This is a genomic window from Enterococcus sp. ARL09-542 (assembly GCF_005234805.1).
GTDB lineage: Bacteria > Bacillota > Bacilli > Lactobacillales > Enterococcaceae > Enterococcus_D > Enterococcus_D gallinarum.
In genome coordinates this window covers 45344-63241 of sequence record NZ_QPQX01000007.1, presented here as the reverse complement: position 1 = coordinate 63241, position 17898 = coordinate 45344, and the positions used below count along the sequence as shown (strand labels likewise).

General features: G+C 40.7%; 16 protein-coding genes. 5 read left to right on the top strand and 11 right to left on the bottom strand.

Annotated elements, in window-relative coordinates; all coding sequences use genetic code 11:
• Positions 1-41: 41 nt before the first annotated feature.
• Positions 42-551, bottom strand: a complete 510-nt coding sequence (locus DVW06_RS09300; RefSeq protein ID WP_003127067.1) for a QueT transporter family protein — start codon at positions 549-551, stop codon at positions 42-44.
• A gap of 792 nt (positions 552-1343) precedes the next feature.
• Here DVW06_RS09300 and DVW06_RS17485 point away from each other — a divergent pair.
• Positions 1344-1487 (top strand): DUF1093 domain-containing protein, encoded by a 144-nt coding sequence (locus tag DVW06_RS17485; RefSeq protein ID WP_231130318.1) that lies wholly within the window; start codon positions 1344-1346, stop codon positions 1485-1487.
• A 597-nt stretch (positions 1488-2084) separates the two neighbouring features.
• Entirely contained in the window at positions 2085-3053 is a 969-nt protein-coding gene (locus tag DVW06_RS09290; protein ID WP_003127064.1) for a diacylglycerol/lipid kinase family protein, read from the top strand.
• A gap of 60 nt (positions 3054-3113) precedes the next feature.
• On the opposite strand, the gene DVW06_RS09285 is transcribed toward DVW06_RS09290, so the two are convergent.
• The 3 genes from DVW06_RS09285 to DVW06_RS09275 are packed head-to-tail and all read right to left on the bottom strand — an operon-like array spanning position 3114 to position 6373.
• On the bottom strand, positions 3114-4277 hold the full coding sequence (locus DVW06_RS09285; RefSeq protein ID WP_005472361.1) for an ABC transporter permease: 1164 nt from the start codon (positions 4275-4277) through the stop codon (positions 3114-3116).
• Positions 4264-5430 carry an ABC transporter permease gene (locus DVW06_RS09280; protein WP_003127062.1) on the bottom strand — a complete coding sequence of 389 codons (1167 nt, stop codon included), beginning with the start codon at positions 5428-5430 and terminating at the stop codon, positions 4264-4266. Before DVW06_RS09280 ends, DVW06_RS09285 begins: the two co-directional genes overlap by 14 nt.
• A 10-nt stretch (positions 5431-5440) precedes the next feature.
• On the bottom strand, positions 5441-6373 hold the full coding sequence (locus DVW06_RS09275; protein WP_003127061.1) for an ABC transporter ATP-binding protein: 933 nt from the start codon (positions 6371-6373) through the stop codon (positions 5441-5443).
• Between the two features lie 115 nt (positions 6374-6488).
• Here DVW06_RS09275 and DVW06_RS09270 point away from each other — a divergent pair, with 115 nt between their 5' ends.
• Entirely contained in the window at positions 6489-7565 is a 1077-nt protein-coding gene (locus DVW06_RS09270; RefSeq protein ID WP_003127060.1) for a sensor histidine kinase, read from the top strand.
• Positions 7562-8182 carry a response regulator transcription factor gene (locus tag DVW06_RS09265; RefSeq protein WP_005472357.1) on the top strand — a complete coding sequence of 207 codons (621 nt, stop codon included), beginning with the start codon at positions 7562-7564 and terminating at the stop codon, positions 8180-8182. The genes DVW06_RS09270 and DVW06_RS09265 overlap by 4 nt, the downstream gene beginning before the upstream one ends.
• 49 nt (positions 8183-8231) lie before the next feature.
• Here DVW06_RS09265 and DVW06_RS09260 read toward each other — a convergent pair whose 3' ends face one another.
• The 5 genes from DVW06_RS09260 to DVW06_RS09240 all read right to left on the bottom strand — a co-directional run bounded on the left by DVW06_RS09260 (position 8232) and on the right by DVW06_RS09240 (position 13476).
• On the bottom strand, positions 8232-8465 hold the full coding sequence (locus tag DVW06_RS09260; RefSeq protein WP_003127051.1) for a hypothetical protein: 234 nt from the start codon (positions 8463-8465) through the stop codon (positions 8232-8234).
• A 92-nt stretch (positions 8466-8557) separates the two neighbouring features.
• A complete protein-coding gene (gene recD2, locus DVW06_RS09255; protein ID WP_003127050.1) occupies positions 8558-11134 on the bottom strand; it encodes an SF1B family DNA helicase RecD2 in 2577 nt (858 codons plus the stop codon).
• Between the two features lie 17 nt (positions 11135-11151).
• Complete coding sequence (locus tag DVW06_RS09250) at positions 11152-11805, bottom strand: histidine phosphatase family protein (protein ID WP_003127049.1); 654 nt, start codon at positions 11803-11805, stop codon at positions 11152-11154.
• Positions 11806-11832: 27 nt separating this feature from the next.
• Complete coding sequence (gene trmL / locus DVW06_RS09245) at positions 11833-12336, bottom strand: tRNA (uridine(34)/cytosine(34)/5-carboxymethylaminomethyluridine(34)-2'-O)-methyltransferase TrmL (protein WP_003127047.1); 504 nt, start codon at positions 12334-12336, stop codon at positions 11833-11835.
• 297 nt (positions 12337-12633) lie between these two features.
• Positions 12634-13476, bottom strand: coding sequence for a methyltransferase domain-containing protein (locus DVW06_RS09240; protein WP_003127046.1), 843 nt, complete (start codon positions 13474-13476; stop codon positions 12634-12636).
• A gap of 88 nt (positions 13477-13564) precedes the next feature.
• On the opposite strand from DVW06_RS09240, the gene DVW06_RS09235 reads away from it, so the two are divergent.
• A complete protein-coding gene (locus tag DVW06_RS09235) occupies positions 13565-14209 on the top strand; it encodes a copper homeostasis protein CutC (protein WP_003127045.1) in 645 nt (214 codons plus the stop codon).
• Between the two features lie 62 nt (positions 14210-14271).
• On the opposite strand, the gene DVW06_RS09230 is transcribed toward DVW06_RS09235, so the two are convergent.
• Together DVW06_RS09230 and DVW06_RS09225 are read right to left on the bottom strand one after the other, a co-directional pair.
• Positions 14272-16053: an ABC transporter ATP-binding protein gene (locus DVW06_RS09230; protein WP_003127044.1), complete on the bottom strand. Its 1782-nt coding sequence runs from the start codon at positions 16051-16053 to the stop codon at positions 14272-14274.
• Positions 16040-17791 carry an ABC transporter ATP-binding protein gene (locus DVW06_RS09225; RefSeq protein ID WP_003127043.1) on the bottom strand — a complete coding sequence of 584 codons (1752 nt, stop codon included), beginning with the start codon at positions 17789-17791 and terminating at the stop codon, positions 16040-16042. Before DVW06_RS09225 ends, DVW06_RS09230 begins: the two co-directional genes overlap by 14 nt.
• Positions 17792-17898: the final 107 nt, after the last annotated feature.

The following is a 17898-nucleotide window of genomic DNA, read 5'->3' as shown; positions in this document are numbered from 1 at the left end:
TTGTTTTTTGGGAACCATCAAAGCAAAAAATAAATGATTGATTAAAATCGCTTATCGAAGCGAACACCTGTATTCACGATATACATTATAGGCGCTGTGATTGTCATGATAATCAACTCACTTAGCGCTGTTGTACCAAAGGTCGCCCAAAATGGTAATGCGAGAGTCAGATGCAGCATGATTGCAATCAAGACCATGCTCAACGAGAAGAAAATCGTATTAAGCGCTAAACGGACAAAGACATTCGGAACTTTCTTCTGCAATAGCGCCGTTGCTGACAATGCAAGCAAGGTTTGGCCTCCACCAAAGACGACGTCCAAAATTCCCATACCAAAAAATAAATTGTACAATACAACTCCGCCAAAAACACCCCACATCAGTTTTCTGTTAAAGACTACCAGATGATTCAGCCCTTCTGAGACACGAAATTGAATGGCACCAGAAGCCACTGGGGCGACTAAGACTGTCACTGCAACATACAGTGCCATGATCAAACCGTTCGCGACGACAACTCGCAACCGCTGGTTTGATAAAGTGGATGATTTATCCATTTGATCCCTTCTTTCTCCGAGTTTTGATTACGCGGGATGGTTGATGAACCGCGATGCGTTACGCACAAATAATTATTATACAGAAGATTACTGATTTATCAAGCTTACATTATTGATTTGGTTCTTATTGATTTCCATTGTCCAATTAAATTGGAGAATTCATGTGGATGTTTTGTGGATGAAAGTCTAAAAACCTATTTTCCCTCAAGCTGTTCTTCAGTAACAAGGTCGTACAATCTCCTTCTAAAGCAACCCACTTGTCAAATAGCAAAGTGTTAAAATCAACAAAAAAGAAAGAGGAACGATCTATCTATCAGCGAGGCTAAAAAAGATACCGGAAATGACTAGAATATTTTAAATACATAACCATTAAAACGGTGGTTCTGCTTTGAATAGGAATCTTCCAGCAAAACAGGCCAAAGACGAGCATTGAGTATTTATTTGCTCGCAATTCATTCTGTTCTTCCTCTCCTACTAATTCTCATTGTCCTCCTTACAATTTTGTTTGCTTATTCTCAGCCTTTAGATTGATTTATTTCATTATTCATAGATGTAATCTATTCCTCGAAAGGAATGATTTTATATGAAAAAACTATTATCTTTTACTGTAGTAACCCTTCTTCTGATGGGTTGAGGCTGGTTCTGGTATAAGCAATCTTATGGAACGACAGATTACTACACTAAGATAACTTCGAAAGGTGAACGCGTTTCGATTGGTAGAGGTAGCGGGAGAGAACACTTTAGATACAGTACAACTTAGCTAGCTATACATCAGACAATAATGAAAAAGATGTGTCTTTTAATTCCTATGGAGACAAGCCACTAAAAGAGAATGCATACCTTGTATTACATGTAAATAATCATAAAGGAGTAATGGGATGGGAAGAAGTCTCGCCTAATGATGTTCCATCAGCTATATTGAATAAACTTGGATAAAGAACTCAAAGAGACGGACATCCGTCTCTTTATTCGTCAAACCAACTTCATGTAAACTTGATGTCTGTGAATCGTTCAATTGTTCATTTTCCTCTAAGTTCCTGTTTGCTTATGAGGGGAATCGTACACCTTCATTGTTCATCGACTTAATGGCTAATAAGTTCAAGAGTGCTGTCTTTTGATATCTTTAAATTTATCTAAAGATAGTGACAAAGACCATGTAAGCGGTTGCTTCTATCCGTTTTCGTGCTATACTATAAGTGTAAGGAGCAAGGATTCCCAGTAAAGCAGACGATGAAGGATCTGCAAGAAAAGAATTGTTGTCAACTTAGAAAAACAGACAAAGGATGTGGGAATTTGAGTTACTCCTTACTAATTGAATAGGATTCGGCGAATGTGAGCAATACGGATGTGATCATAGTGGACATAAGAACCTTAGATCACAAAAACAACAGCGAAAATAGTAGCTTGTTGTTACGTACCTTTCGTCGAATCTATTTTTTTGTCAAAAAATAGTTAAGCATCACTAGCCAAACTTGTCAGCAATCGTGCTATAATAAACAGCATTGATTTTAGATTAGATGGAGCATTTATTGTATGAAATATTATTATCATTTTGTTGTTAACCCTGAAGCAGGCAGTGGACGTGGCCTAAAAGTAGCCAAAAAAATTGAAGCAATCGTCAAGAAGCGGCGTTTTCCCCATCAGTTCTACTATACAGAATATGCCGGGCAAGAACAGGAACTTACTACTTCTTTACTGGCACAAGTATTGTTGCCATGGGATGACATCTATCGAGAAAATTCAGAAATGCTTTACCCCTTACTGGTGGTGATCGGTGGCGATGGCACCTTACATCAAGTAGTTTCCTCCCTTCAAGAATCAGAAAAAAATATTCCACTAGGCTACATTCCGGCAGGATCAGGGAATGACTTTGCCAGAGGAATGCGTTTACCTAAGGAACCAGAGCAAGTATTTTGGAAAATCGCTGGGACCGCTACTCCTCAATCGGTTACGATCATCAAGTATCATGATCAAATCCAAGATGAAACTGGGTTCGCAATCAACAATATCGGTATTGGATTAGATGCATCGATCGTTTACGCAGCAAATCATTCTGCTGCGAAATCAAACTTAAACAAGTTCAATTTAGGTTCATTTGCCTACTTGTCTGCAGTAGTGAATGTCTTGTTCCGGCAAAAAGGATTTCCCATTCTGGTAGAAACCAATGGAAAACAATTGAATTTTACAAAGGCTTTCTTGTGCACAACGACAAATCACCCCTACTTCGGTGGCGGTGTGGCGATCGCACCTACAGCAAACCTCAACGAAGATAAGATCGATTTCGTTCTCGTTGAGCGAGTCGCTTTGTTCAAAATTTTTTGGCTTTTAGCCTTACTAACCCGCAAGAAACAAATGAGATCTCGCTACTTCCATCATTTATCTACGAATAAGCTCCGAATCGTCTCCACAGTACCACAGCATGGTCAAGAAGACGGCGAAGAAATGGGTAAGCGGCCATTTGATATCACCATAACCACCACCAAACAATTGATATGGAGTTAGAAATAGTGAGATTAGAAAAATGATGCCGCTGTTGAGTCAGCGGCATCATTTTTTTATGACTCATGCAACCCTTTTTTGATTAAACCAGCGGCTGTCTTTTTTCAAAACGAACTGTATTATCAAAAAGGCACAGGCAAATAAGACCAATATCAAGCAGTTCAACCAGAATTTCGTAATGAAATCCGCATTCACTGAGAGGGTGTTCCCAATCAATTGATTGTTTTGTACAAACCAATAAGTCGGTGTAAAAGAAGCGATCTTACTAATAAAGTCTGGTAAAAAATCTGATGAAACAAAAACTCCCCCTAAAAAACAGCTTCCCATAATATACACATTCGAAATTCCATTCAACGCCTCACTATTTTTGACAAATGACGTAACACACGTTGAAAATGTGACAATTGGCAAGAAAAAACACAAAAGATTAATCACTAGATAGCCGGTCATGACGGACCACGTGCTACGAGTAAATAGGAGTAATCCCGCTGTAAAACAACTAGTCAGAAGCAGTGAATACCCCAACATACCAATAGAAACGGCTCGGTTCAACCGCCGTGTTGATAAAGGAGATACTTGATTGCGATTCCGGATTTCTTTCCGATTGAACACTAGATTGACCACTCCATAGCCACTAAAAATAGAAAGAAACAAACCGTAAGCAAGTGCATTGAATACTAAGCTGCCGAATTGCTGGTTCATCCGTTCACTGTATCCACGACTAATCGTTACTTCGCCATTTGCGGCCAAAGTAGATTGCGTATTTTTCAATGCCTCTTCCCTATTGCCAGTTACATGATAAAAAGCCGTATAAGTCGACAAAAAGGTATCTACTTGCCCTTCAATCAATGTTTTGGCAAAAGCATCGGGACGAGATTGTGCATCGATTGCTGACGGTACACCTGCTTCAATATTCGTAGTAAAATCTTTAGGCAAAAATAAAACATAGTCGATTTTTCCAAAATACAGCGCATCATCAATCGATTTTTGGCTCTTATCAGACAATTCCACAACCGTTTGTTCTTCTTTTAAATAGTCAATCAGTGCTTTACTTAATGCGGAGTTGTCTTCTGTAACAATGGTCATTGTCCCCCGATCCAATTTTGCATCCGGTGCTGCTGTATTTTGCGCATAGAAGAAGGTGATGATCACAGTTACAATGACTGCAATCAACAAATTTGTTTTGTTCGCTTTTAAAATTTTCAAAACGGCTTTATACAGCGACATATTGAACCCTCCTTTCAAACATTAGATTACTAAAGGCTAAGATAACCATAAAGGCTACTAACCAGAAAAGATTCAAATAGAAATCCTCTAGTGAGCGATAAAAATAGAGCTGATAGAAACTCTCACTAATTAAGTTGACAAGATTCAGTTTTCCTAGCACCGGAATGTGCAGATCGATCCAGTATTTGATGTCTTGGGAGCCCATCATACCAGCAAAAAAACTCATCGCCATTGTAACAGCCACACCCAATCCTTCTTTTTGTGCCAGCCCCATATTAGGAAACAAATTCCCAACCAAATTCCCTAATAATAATGCATTCAATGCACCCAAAGCGGATAGGACGAATAACCACTGCCAGCGGTTTCCGAAGTCGACTTGATAAATAAAATGAAAAACACTTAGAATCACTAAAACTTCTAAGAAAAATATCGTGAATCCAGCAAGGATATTTGCTGAAAAAACCAGCAATCGGTTTCGAGGGATGACCGAAAGGCGAATCCCTTTGGATGACTGATTTGCTTGCTGGTCTTGGGCGTTTCTGACCCCCCACATGAATCCATACAAAATAGCCATTCCCACCAAGGTAAAGAAATAAAAACTTTTGATACTCATGTTTCTAGTCTGATTTTCTTGCTGAACAAAAGATTCTCCAACTAGAAAAGATGTGAGCTGGTCTTCTGTCAAAGTAGAGTCAATTGCCACCAACTTATTGGCCAGGTCAGTATTTTGTAAAAATCGGTCCATCATGTTTTTTAGAATGGTTTGAGAAAGACCGGTACGTGCAATAGCCAATTGGATCGATGACTGTTCAAAGGAATAATATCCAGCAAGATCCCCTGCATCTAATCGTTTTTCAGCCTCTTGAGGAGAGACTTCTTGTAGTGAAAACAATGGTTCTCCACCAGATTTTGTTTGCTTCAAAACATTCATAAATGCGACTTGCTGAGTCAGTTGTCCCTCATTTGTTTTCTGATTTTGTTCTTCTTTGATAATCCCAACGGGAATCGTCTCGATCGTTCCAGCTTGATCAATCTCGCTAAATGCTACAGAAAACATCAACCCTAATAAAATCGGGAAGATCAATGTCCAAAATAGTAAGGAATTATTACGAACTAAAACGTTCAAGCGATACCGATATAAGTGTCCAAACATAATCTCCCTCCTAGTCTCTTAATTCTTTACCGGTAATTTCCAGAAACACATCGTTTAATGTTGCTTCTCCTGTGTGAATCTTAGTAAATGCGATATGTTCATCCTCAAAATAGCTTAGTACTGGTAAAAGAATCTCTTTCATCTTTTTGGCTGTGATCGTCAAACGCTCTTTATCATAGGCAGTTTCAAGAACTTGAGGCAATGACTTGATAAATTCGATCGCTGTATCTGGAAGTAAAGGGATATCAATCACAAGATTTTCCGTACTTCGAACCATGTCCTTCAACTCTTCTTTTGTTCCTTTCGCGATGACTTGTCCCTGATCCATGATCACAATCTGATCACAAAGTATTTCGACTTCCTCCATATAATGAGTCGTATAAACAATTGTTGCACCTTGCTGATTCAACTTTTTGATACTGTCCAAAATTTTGTTCCGACTTTGGGGATCCACGGCAACAGTTGGTTCATCAAGAAAAATCAGTTGTGGTTTATGGGCAATGCCACAAGCAATGTTTAAACGCCGTTTCAAGCCACCACTTAATTGTTTTGGATAGAATCCTTTGAACTCTTCTAATCCCACAAGCGAAATGACTTCCTCGATCAATAGTTTCCGCTTCTTCTTGTCAGCAACATACAGACCACAGAAGTAATCAACATTGTCGTGGACCGTCAACTCTTCAAATACAGCGATATCTTGCGGAACGACGCCAATTTTTTGCTTTATTTCATAACTTGTCGGTGACATTTTTTCCCCAAACAATTTAATAGTCCCTTTATCAAAAGATAATAAGGACAACATACAGTTGATAGCTGTTGATTTGCCGCTTCCATTAGGTCCTAAAAGCCCGAGAACTTCACCTTCCCTGACTTGCAAATTAAAATGATTCAATGCGAGAAAATCACCATAACGTTTTACCAAGTTATCAATTTCAATAATCATCGAAAAAACTCCTTTCCAAACACTTCTTATTCTGACTATAATAAAAAGCGAAAAGAATAACTAGTGAGGATACGCCAAAACAAAAATGACATTTGTCATTATTTAGGAGCCAGATATGAATAAACCATTGTCGATTAATGAGGTTGTTTTTTATTTTCTTCTCTGTGGAGGGCTAATGTCCCTGAATGGCTTCCAAGCCCTAGACTTAATCTATCTTTTGACGACAATCATCTTAAGTGGTCTCTGTCTGCTACTCAAAAAAGGAACGTGGCTGGCATTGGGCATTTTGATAGGTCTTAGTTTGGTTTGGCCAATTTATAGCTATTTTTTCCCATGTGTCTTTCGTTCAGCCCAGATTGGTGAAAAGCAAGAAAAGATCCTCCTGCTCATTCTTTGTATACTCTTATTTTCCTTGGTTCCTTCTTGGCCGATACGGATTATACTGATGCTTTTGGTCTACTCTGCTTCTTACTTGCGAAACGATAGTTTTGAATTTCATTCGTTACAAAAAAAATTCAACTCGACTCAAGATGCCAATTGGGAAAATGAGAGCCGATTGCGTGAGCAAAACGACTACCTTAAAAGCTCTCAAGAAACAGAAGTCGCCTTACAGATCGCTGAAGAGCGGAATCGAATCGCTCGTGATATCCATGATAATGTTGGTCATCTGCTTTCAAGTGCCATCTTACAATTAGGTGCCATTCAAGCAATTAATCAAAATAAGCAACTTCACTTACCATTGGATCAATTGAACCGAACCATGAACTTGGGTATGGACCGCATCCGAGAAAGTGTTCACGATTTACATCATCACTCGCTTCCTTTTCCACAAGCATTAGATCTTTTGCTATCAGACTTTCAATTTTGTACAGTTGAGGTAATAGGAACACCGCCAAGTATTCTCTCTCAAACACAACAAACTGTCCTAATCACGATCATAAAAGAAGCCTTGACCAACGTCATGAAGCACAGTCAAGCAACAAAAGTGACTTGCGATTTTAAACAACTACCTGCTTTTCATCGATTACAAATCAAGAATGACAAACCAAAGGATAGGCTCAATCACACCCACGGGATCGGTTTGCAGACGATGCGCCAGCGAATCAACCAGGTAAACGGACAACTCCATGCCCTTGAAAAAGAGAATTTATTTCAACTTACGATTATTTTACCTAAGGAGGAGGACCAATGATCCAAGTAGTAATCATCGATGACGATCCCCTAGTTACCGCATCATTAAAAACCATCTTGGAAGTTTCAAACGAAATTGAGGTAACAGGCATTGGTCATTGTGCCAAAGAAGCAGTTGCATTGTACGAAGAAAGAAAACCTGCGATTATACTAACAGATATTCGGATGCCCGATGGGACTGGATTAGATGCTGCTCGCAAGATTTTAACCCGGGATCCGAATGCCGTCATTTTACTCTTAACTACTTTTGATGATGATGCCTATATACGAGAAGCTTTGGATCTCGGAGTCAAAGGCTATCTCATCAAGCAAAATCTTTCGGCTATTGTACCCTCTATCAAAGCTGCATACAATGGCCAAGCAGTGTTTGGCGCTGAAATCGTCACGAAGTTTCCTACACTGTTAAAAAATAATGACTCTTATTTGACTACTCATTTCTCAGAACGAGAAAAAATGATCTTGAAGGAAATTGCCACTGGAAAAAACAATAAAGAAATTGCGCAAGCGTTGTTTCTCAGCGAAGGAACGGTCCGCAATTATATCAGTAAGTTATTAGAAAAATTAGAACTTCGGGATCGTACCCAGTTAGCCATTTATTATTACCAGCATTTACAATAAAAAACACGTAAGAGGCAATCTCCTCTTACGCGTTTTTTTGATTTCAGCCTTAAATGCTTCCTGAACTATTCGGATTGGTTGGGTTAGTCGGATTTGTGTTTGGTGCCCAAACTGGCGGAACTTTGTCTAATTTTTTCTCTAACTCGGTTTCCTCTCCTTGCTCGTTTTCGGCATCTGGACTTTCATCAAGTTTGTATTCTTTCTCCAACTCATCCAATTTCTTGAAGTTATTGCTGGATTCTTTTGCTAATTTTTCTAATTTGTCATCTGTTTCTTTCGCCATTTGAAAACGCCTCCTTTTGGTATTAGCTTAGCATGTTTCGCTAAAAAACCAAAAGAAAGCGCTCATTTTCATTAACTGTAAAAAATTCTTTTTTAAGAGACGAGAAAATCATATGGAGAAAGATTTTCCATCCCAATCATTGGATCAACCACATTTTTTTGAACCATTTCGATTGTCAATTCTCTCGAAAGCGGTTCTTTTGAGATAGTTCCTTCCGGTAGTGTCTCTTCGATGATGGATTCACTCGGTGTTGTGGCAAACAAATCAAGTTCCTGTTTCTGAACCGACTGCTTACTGCTCACCGGCTCACGGGCAGTATCTGTTTTCTTTTCACTTTTCATTGTGGCTGTTGTCTGTGAGTTAGACTCTGAGAAAGGATCATCTGCTTCTTCAAACTGTGCCAACCTTTGACGTTGCAAAGGTGTCATCTCGTCGCTGCCGTTGATCCGCTCTTGCAAGGTAGTCAGTCGAGTGGCGGACTCATGTGTCACACATGTTTGATAAGCTTGGGGTTCTCCTAATAAAATCAACAGCTCTTTGCTGCGGGTCACTGCCGTATAGAGTAAATTTCGTTGCAGCATTCGTTGGTATTGATGAACCATCGGCATGATCACCATTTTGAACTCGCTTCCTTGCGCTTTATGGATCGAGCAGCAATAGGATAATGTGATTTTATTCCATTCATTTCGCTTATAGGTAACTTCTGTGGCATCGAATTGGATCACTAATTCGTCCACTTTGTCTTCTGACTGTTTGGCAGGAATAATGCCGACGATTTGTCCCATATCCCCATTGAAAACATTGTCTTCTGGCGAATTGACCAGCTGCAAAACTTTATCTCCGATCCGGTAGACTGTTTCATTCCAAGTGACTTCTTTTTTGGTCCCATCGTTTGGATTAAAGATTTCCTGCATCATCTTGTTTAGTGCATCGATCCCTGCTGCTCCGCGGTACATTGGCGCTAGAACTTGAATGTCTTGCGGTGTGAAGCCTTTCGCTTTCGCCCGTTGCACGATTTGTGCGATCAACGGTTCAATTTTGTAAGCATCACAAGCAAAGAAAGAGCGATCTCTTTGATTTTGGGTAAAGTCTGCAGGCAGTTGCCCATTTTTTATCGCATGAGCCAATGGAATGATGCTTGACCCATCTCCTTGACGATAGATCTCGGTCAATTCTTGTTTTGGAATCTGTTCGATTTCTAAAAGATCATGCAGCACTTGTCCCGGTCCTACTGAAGGCAGTTGGTCTTTGTCGCCAACAAAAATAACTTGCATATTTGTAGGGATCGATTTGAACAATGTATTAGCCAACCACGTATCCACCATCGACATTTCATCAACAATCAACAAACCGCCTTCAAGTTCTTTCGCAGCGACACTAGGCGTCTTCTCACGGCCGTTAAGCCCAAGCAAACGATGAATCGTCCCACTGGGAAGTCCCGTCGTCTCATTCATCCGTTTGGCTGCCCTACCTGTAGGAGCTGCCAACAAGATGGGGAACATTTCTTCCGTGTATTTTGCGGGATCTAAATCAAGATCATTCAATTCAGCAAATAATTGAACGATCCCATTGATTACTGTCGTTTTCCCTGTTCCAGGTCCGCCAGTCAAAATAAATAATGGGGAATGGATGGCTTCTTTGATGGCTTCTTCTTGGGAAGATCCATAGACGATCCCTAATCGCTTCTCGATTTTTCGCAGTGTTTTTTCAACTGTTTTTTTGGGGTAGTTGATTTCTTTTTTGCGAGCTAATAATCGTTGGATCGAATTGGCGATCCCCCACTCTGAAAAATAGAGACTGTTTTCATACAACTTCGTTTCTTCTTGTTGGATCTTGCCTTCTTCTACCAATCCAATAATCGTATTTGCCAAGTCATCCGGTGGAATTTCGATGGGTCGACTCGTTTCCAACAACCGAAGTGTTTGCTCGAGCAAATCTTGTGCGTGAATATACGTGTTCCCAGTCTGTAAAGATTGGGCAAAAATCTGGTGCAAAACTGCCGCACGATAGCGCTGGGGCGAGGTGGCTTCAATTCCTAATTGATCGGCGATGTTATCTGCCCGTTTGAAGCCAATCCCTTCAATATCTTCGACTAATTGATAAGGATTTTCTTGGATGATCTCTAATGCTTCATTTTTGTATGCTTGGTAAATGGCAAAAGAAAGCTGACTACCAAATCCATAGCGGCTTAACCCAACGATCACTTGATCCATCCCATGATTGAGTCGAACCGTATCAAGAATCATTTTTCGCTTGCTTTCATTCAATCCAGGAATTTGCTCCAACAATACCGGGTCCTCTAACATGCGATCGATCGCCTGATCTCCTAGAAGCCCCACAATTTTTTCAGCCGTCTTCTTACCGATACCAGGAAACTTCTCTCCTGAAAGATAATTGATCAGACCTTGCTCTGATGTAGGTTGTTCTTGCTGATAGCTGTCCACTTTTAATTGGACGCCATATTTAGGATGATTGACTAACTCACCGTAGAATCGGTAACTCTCCTCTTCTTGGATCTCACCAAAGCTCCCAGTGACGACGATCTCAGATTCTTTGTAATCCGCATTATTTTCTGTCACTTTGACTAAAAGTACCTTATAGAAATTGCTAGGATTTTGAAAAAAGATCGCGGCAACATGGCCGACAAAAAATGTTCTTTCTGGATTCACGACGCCGCTCCTTTCACCTATAGTAAGGCATCTAAACTGTCTTGATTTTCTAGAAAACTTGCATCATTCCAACAGGTCATCTCAAAAGGCAATTGTTTATCTGCTCCTGTCTCTAAAATGGTCAAGCTATTATTAACAAGACCACCTTGTTCCCGCAATTGTGCCAATTCTTTTCCGGCCAACCATTGGATAGCTGCCGTCAATGAGGCCCCATGACCGACAAAAAGTAACGGACCATTGTGGGCTTGCACAGCAGTCATCACCACTGTTTCAATGCGCTTCAGGGCATCTTCGATGGGCTCTCCTTGAAATATCGTTGGGTCATAACGGTCAAGATGGTGGCGCAAATCAGCCAGCTCTTGCGGGTATTTTGCCTGCATTTCATCAATGAACTGCCCTTCTAAATCGCCTAGTCCAAGTTCACGTAATCCTTCTGTATAAACAATCTCGACTGGTTGCTTTAATCTTTCCACTATCCCTTGTGCGGTTGTACGGGCACGTAACGAGGTACTTGAATAGATTTTTTCAAAAGGAACATTTGCGATTGCGTCTCCCAAAAGCTGGATCTCCTTATAACTTTCAGGCAACAATGGTGAATCGCCCATCATTCCTTGAAATCGTCGTGCTTGATTCCATTCTGTTTTGCCATGACGAGTAAAATATAATTGCATCGAACAAGTCTCTCCTATCGATTGTATCTAATCTAATTTGTCATTGTCGTAGTGATGAGTCAATTCTAGCTCTGGAAACCCTTGTTGCCGTAAAGCTTCATAAATAATCAACGCGGCAGTGTTAGATAAATTCAATGATCGGACATGGGCATCATTCATTGGAATTCGTAAACATTTGTCCGCATGTTCGCGCATGAATGTTTCAGGCAATCCAGTTGTTTCCTTCCCAAAAAGGAAAAATTGGTCTTCATGAGTCGTATAATCTACTTCAGAATAGACACGATTGGCAAACTTAGAGATCAGGTACAGTGGACGATCACCTAAAAAGGACATAAATGCCGCTAAATCTTTGTGATAAGTAATATGAACATCATGCCAGTAATCAAGTCCAGCACGCTTCAAATGCTTATCATCTGTTGAAAAGCCTAATGGTTCAATTAGGTGTAAATGTGTATTGGTGGCCGCGCAAGTCCGAGCGATATTGCCGGTATTGGCAGGAATTTGTGGTTCAAATAAAACAATGTGATTCATCTGGTAAGACTCCTTTCAATTGGTTCGAGCCAACTGTCTCTCAATAGATTCTATAGTACCATATTTTAACGAAAATCGTTTTGCGAACTTCTATCTGATTTACTGAAACTTTGAGCATAAAAAAAAACGTACCAACTCGGTGTCAATCACTGCGAGTCGTTACGTTAGTGAAGCTCTTTTCACTAACTTTTATCAGAACAGGAACCTGATAAAAACCAATGAAAAATGACTTAAGAACAATATATCACTCCCATGACATGATTGCAAGGGTAAATAACAAAAAAGTTCAAAAATTTTTCAAGAAACTTTCGCGACTAACAACTCAATATCGACTGTTATTTCGTGTAACGGGTTTTCCCGAACTTTTGCTATTTGCTCCTTTGACGCACCCCACTCCAATGGCGACATCGCCAACAAGTCCAGTCGCCGGTCTTCTGGGATTGAGAATGGATAACAAATCCGTTCTCGGCTCGCTTGCGGATATTTTGCAAAAAATTTATCAACGACACGTTCATTAGAATAGACTTGTTTTGCAGAATCATCTGGATAAAAAGCTTGCCGCAGCTCTTTAAGGTAGCTTGCTGCTGGCACAACTTTGATCACTTGTCCGCCCGGCTTCAAGATGCGGTCGAATTCCTGATAATTGGAAGGCGAAAATAAATTCAAAATCGTATCAAAACTAGCGGGGGCAAAAGGAAGATTCGTGAGATCTGCGACACACCAAAAGGCAGAAGCAGCATGATTGGTTGCCAAATAGATGCCTTCCTTGGCAATGTCAAATCCTACTGCCGTTTTTTCTTGTCCGGCTAATAATTGGGCAAGAAAGCTGCCTTCCCCACAACCAATATCTAAAATGTTTTCGGATTGTTCAATCTGGTGGGAGATGCCCTCTAAGACTGGACGATACATCCCACTTTGGATCATCCGACTTCGAGGAACAAACATTCCTTGATCATACTCCGTTTTCACAGGATGATCCAAAAAAAATAAAGTACCCTTTTTTGAAAGATCAAAACGATGACGATTCAGACAAATCAGTCCACTCTCATTGGCAAAGACCTGCTGATGACACAATGGACACTCAAATAAGTCGCTATGGGCCTCAAGAAAAAGTCGCCCACGATCGATTTTTTTTAACATATCAAATCCCTCTTCTCTTTCTTACTTTAGCATAGACTTATGGTAAAATGCTAGTATAGAATAACAGCTGAAAAACGGAGGGAAACAGATGTTAAAAGAATTTTGTGCCGAAAATTATACGAAGATCCCATTAGCGATCGGCCGAGGAGCAAAACGGATCGAGTTATGCGACAATTTGGCTGTCGGCGGGACCACACCTAGCACGGGTGTGATTGAAGAAGCACTGAGTTACGCTGGTGAAAAAAGTGTACCGATCATGACAATGATTCGACCAAGAGGCGGTGATTTTGTTTATAATGACATCGAGTTAAAAATCATGCACACCGATTTGATCGAAGCCAAGAAATTAGGAACTGATGGTGTGGTCTTTGGCTGTCTGACACCAAACGGCTGGCTCGATGAGGAAGCACTGGAACTTCTGATTGATACAGCTGAAGGATTACAGATCACTTTTCACATGGCATTTGATGCCATTCCGGAATCTCGCCAATTTGAAGCCATTGATTGGCTTGCTGATCACGGCGTCCACCGCATCCTCACACATGGCGGGCCAGCAGGAACAGCTATCGAAGAGAACTTAGAACGGTTAAAAGCATTGATCGACTATGCAGGAGACCGCTTGATTATTTTACCAGGTGCAGGTATTTCATACAAGAATGCCCAGTCAATTGCCGATCAGCTTGGTGTCTCTGAACTCCACGGAACGAAAATCGTTGATTTGACAGATCATTAAGCAAAAAAAGACATTCGCTGATAAACGAATGTCTTTTTTTGCGCAAAGCCTACTACCATTTATCATATCGCCTGCAACAAATCGTACTGTGATTGGTACAAGTGATGATAGAGCCCTTTTAAGGCCATCAGCTGGTCGTGATTGCCCGATTCAGCAATTTTTCCCCCAGCGACATAAAAAATACGGTCGGAATTTTTGATCGTTGACAGGCGATGGGCAATAATGAAGGACGTCCTGCCTTCCAGAAGTTTTAAAAGCCCTTCTTGCAGCAGCTCTTCAGTCTTTGTATCAATACTTGAAGTTGCTTCGTCTAGAATCAATATCTTTGGATCTGCCAGTAATGCTCGGGCAAAGGAAATTAACTGGCGTTGCCCTGCGGATAACGTACTTCCTCGCTCTTCAACAACTGTGTGGTAACCATCTTTCAACTCCTTGATAAACTCGTGGGCTCGAACGATTTTTGCAGCTTCGATGATTTCTTCTTCGGTTGCTGCCAGATTTCCATAACGAATATTTTCCATGATCGTCCCCGAGAAAATAAAAGTATCCTGCAGCATGACACCCATTTGTGAGCGCAATGATTCCAAGGTCACATCCCGAACGTCATAACCGTCAACTTTGACACTGCCTTCATTCACATCATAAAACCGACTCAACAAGTTGATGATCGTCGTTTTACCTGCGCCGGTAGGACCAACTAACGCAATACTTTCTCCTGCCTGAATCTGGAAGTTAACATCAGACAAGATATTTTTGCCTTCTTCGTAACGGAAAGTCACATGATCGAAAGCCACTTCCCCTTTGATGCTCGGCAATTCTATCGCATCAGCTTTATCTTCAATATCCGGTACTTCATCCATCGTCTCAAAGATCCGTTCAAGGTACGCCGTTGCCGTGATCAGTGAATTATAAAAATTTCCGATATTGATTACTGGATTCCAAAAATTATTGATGTAACTAATAAAAGCAATCAACGTGCCAGTACTGACATCAACACCGATTTGACGAATACCAACAAAGTAAATCAGACAAGTAGTGATCACAGAGATGTTTTGCACCCCTGGCCACATCAAAAATTGGACTCTGACAGCTTTCATCCAAGATGTACGGTAATCATTGCTGACTTCTTCAAAAATTTGGGCATTTTCTTCTTCACGGGCGAAGGATTGAGTGATCTTGATACCAGCGATACTTTCGTGAATATACGCATTTAGATTCGACTGTTTGTTGCTTAAAACTTGATAAGCTTTGCGCTGTTTATTTTTAATCACCATGACCATCACGAACAAGATCGGTAAGAGTGCCAATGAATACAATGTCAGTTTGACGTCGATGACTAACATGAAAATCAGTGTGATCACTACATTGAAAACATCGGAGATCAGATTGATCAGTCCATTGCTTAATAGATCGCTCAGTGTATTGATATAGTTGACCACACGGATCAAAATCTTTCCATGAGGCCGCGTATCAAAATAGGAAAAAGGCAAGCGCTGTAAATGTTCAAAGATATCGTAACGCATGTCTTTCAAGACGTCTTGGCCAATATTCGTAATATGATAAATCCGGTAACGCATGCACAGTCCAATGATCAGCAGTGTCACAACAAACGCAGCACCGATCAAAAACAGCTGCATTTTATTCTGGTCAGGAATAGCTGAATCGATCGCAATTTTTGTAAATACCGGAGCAAGCATTCCCGCCAAATTGGCTAAGATGATCGTAAAGAGAACTTTACCGATACTCGCTTTATAAGGGACGACATAGCGGGCCAATCGTTTAAAGTCTTTCCAACTGAACTCCTGTTCCAGTTCTTCATCCACATCAAATTTATTGCGCGCCATTGTCGTCACCTCCAGTCAATCCCAATTGTTTTTGGTATACCTCGAAGTATCTGCCTTTTTTGGCAACTAGTTCTTCGTGGGTTCCCTGCTCGATCACGCGTCCTTTTTCCATCATCAGAATTTGATCTGCTTCACGGACAGAAGAGATCCGATGAGCAATGATGAAAGTCGTTTTTTCTCCAGTTAGTTTGGTTAGCTCTTGTTGGATCTTGGATTCTGTCTCCATGTCAACCGCTGAAGTGGTATCATCAAGAATCAAGATCGATGGATCTTTCGCCAAAGCCCGTGCCAATGAAATACGTTGTTTTTGGCCACCGGATAAGCCTACTCCCCGCTCACCGACGATAGTTTCATAACCTTGAGGCATTCGGGAAATAAAGGTGTCGGCATCCGCTACCACCGCCATTTGCCGGATAAAGTTTTCGTCTGCCAACGGATTTCCAAAAGCGATATTGTCAGAGATCGTGTTAGAAAACAAGAATACATCTTGCATGACCATTGAAATGTTCTCCCGCATTTGGCGGACCGGATATTCTTTCGCATTTTTGCCATCAATCAGCACTTCACCCTCAGTAGGATCATAAAACCGGCCTACAAGATTGACCAATGTTGTTTTACCAGAGCCGGTTTCACCTAAAATCCCTAACGTTTGCCCAGGTCCGATTTTAAAGCTAACATCTTCCAAAACATTTTGATCCGGATCATCGGAAAAATGAAAGGAAACATGTTTAAATTCCACAAAGCCTTTGATTGGTTCCAAGGCTTTCTTTTCATGGACAGGAATTTTCGACTCTTGTGCGAGCATTTGACGAATCTTGATACAGGCGGCAGAAAAACGTTGAACATCATTGATCAGCCAGCCACTCATTCGCATCGGGTTATTCAACATCCATAGGTACCCGTTGAATGCCACTAGATCACCTAATGTCATGTCTCCATTGATCACAAAGATTCCTCCTAAGACCAAAGCAATGACATTCAAACTTCCGGCTAATCCATCCAACCAAGGCAAATAGGTTCGGGATACTTCGGCAGAAGCCATGTTGCGGGTCTTGAAATCTTGGTTGTACGCTTTAAACTTGTCGATCTCATAATTTTCTCTGGCAAATGCTTTGACGACGCGATTACCACCAATATTTTCTTCTACCATCGAATTCAACCGAGAAAAGCTTTCCCGAATCTCAAAGAACAATGGATGAGCTTTTTTTGACATTTGATTCGTTAATAGAAAGATGATTGGCGTCACAGCGACTAAAGCAAGCATCAATTTCCAGTCAATAAAACTCATGACCACTACGGCTGAGAAAAACCACAAAAAACATTCGGCTATATTATAGGTCACCCAAGAAACAAAGTGTCGAATAGCATCGGTATCCCCTGTCATACGCGCCATAATATCCCCAACTCGCGTATGATTAAAGAAGTCAAAATCCAGTTCTTGCAGTTTGTGATACAAATCTTCTCGTAAATGATAGAGCGTGTTTTGTCCAACTCGTTCAAATAATAGTTGATACGCATAGCGGACAATGGTTCGGATCACTGTCGTTGCGATCATAATCAGTAATAATGGAATCAATAAGTGCGTTTGCTGCTGATTGATCACATCATCGATCACCATTCCCCCTAGATATGGATTGACGACGATCAACGCAGCATTAATAAGTAAAAACAGGATTGCTAAAATGATTCGGCCACGATTTTTTTTCGCATATCGCCAGATCCATTGTGTGTTACTCATCTAATTCCCCCTCTCGTTGTTAAGCTTAGCGATTTACTAGGCGATTAAAATGGTTTTTCTTACTCATTTTGATGTAAAATATTACTAAGAAGCCGTCGACCTGAAAT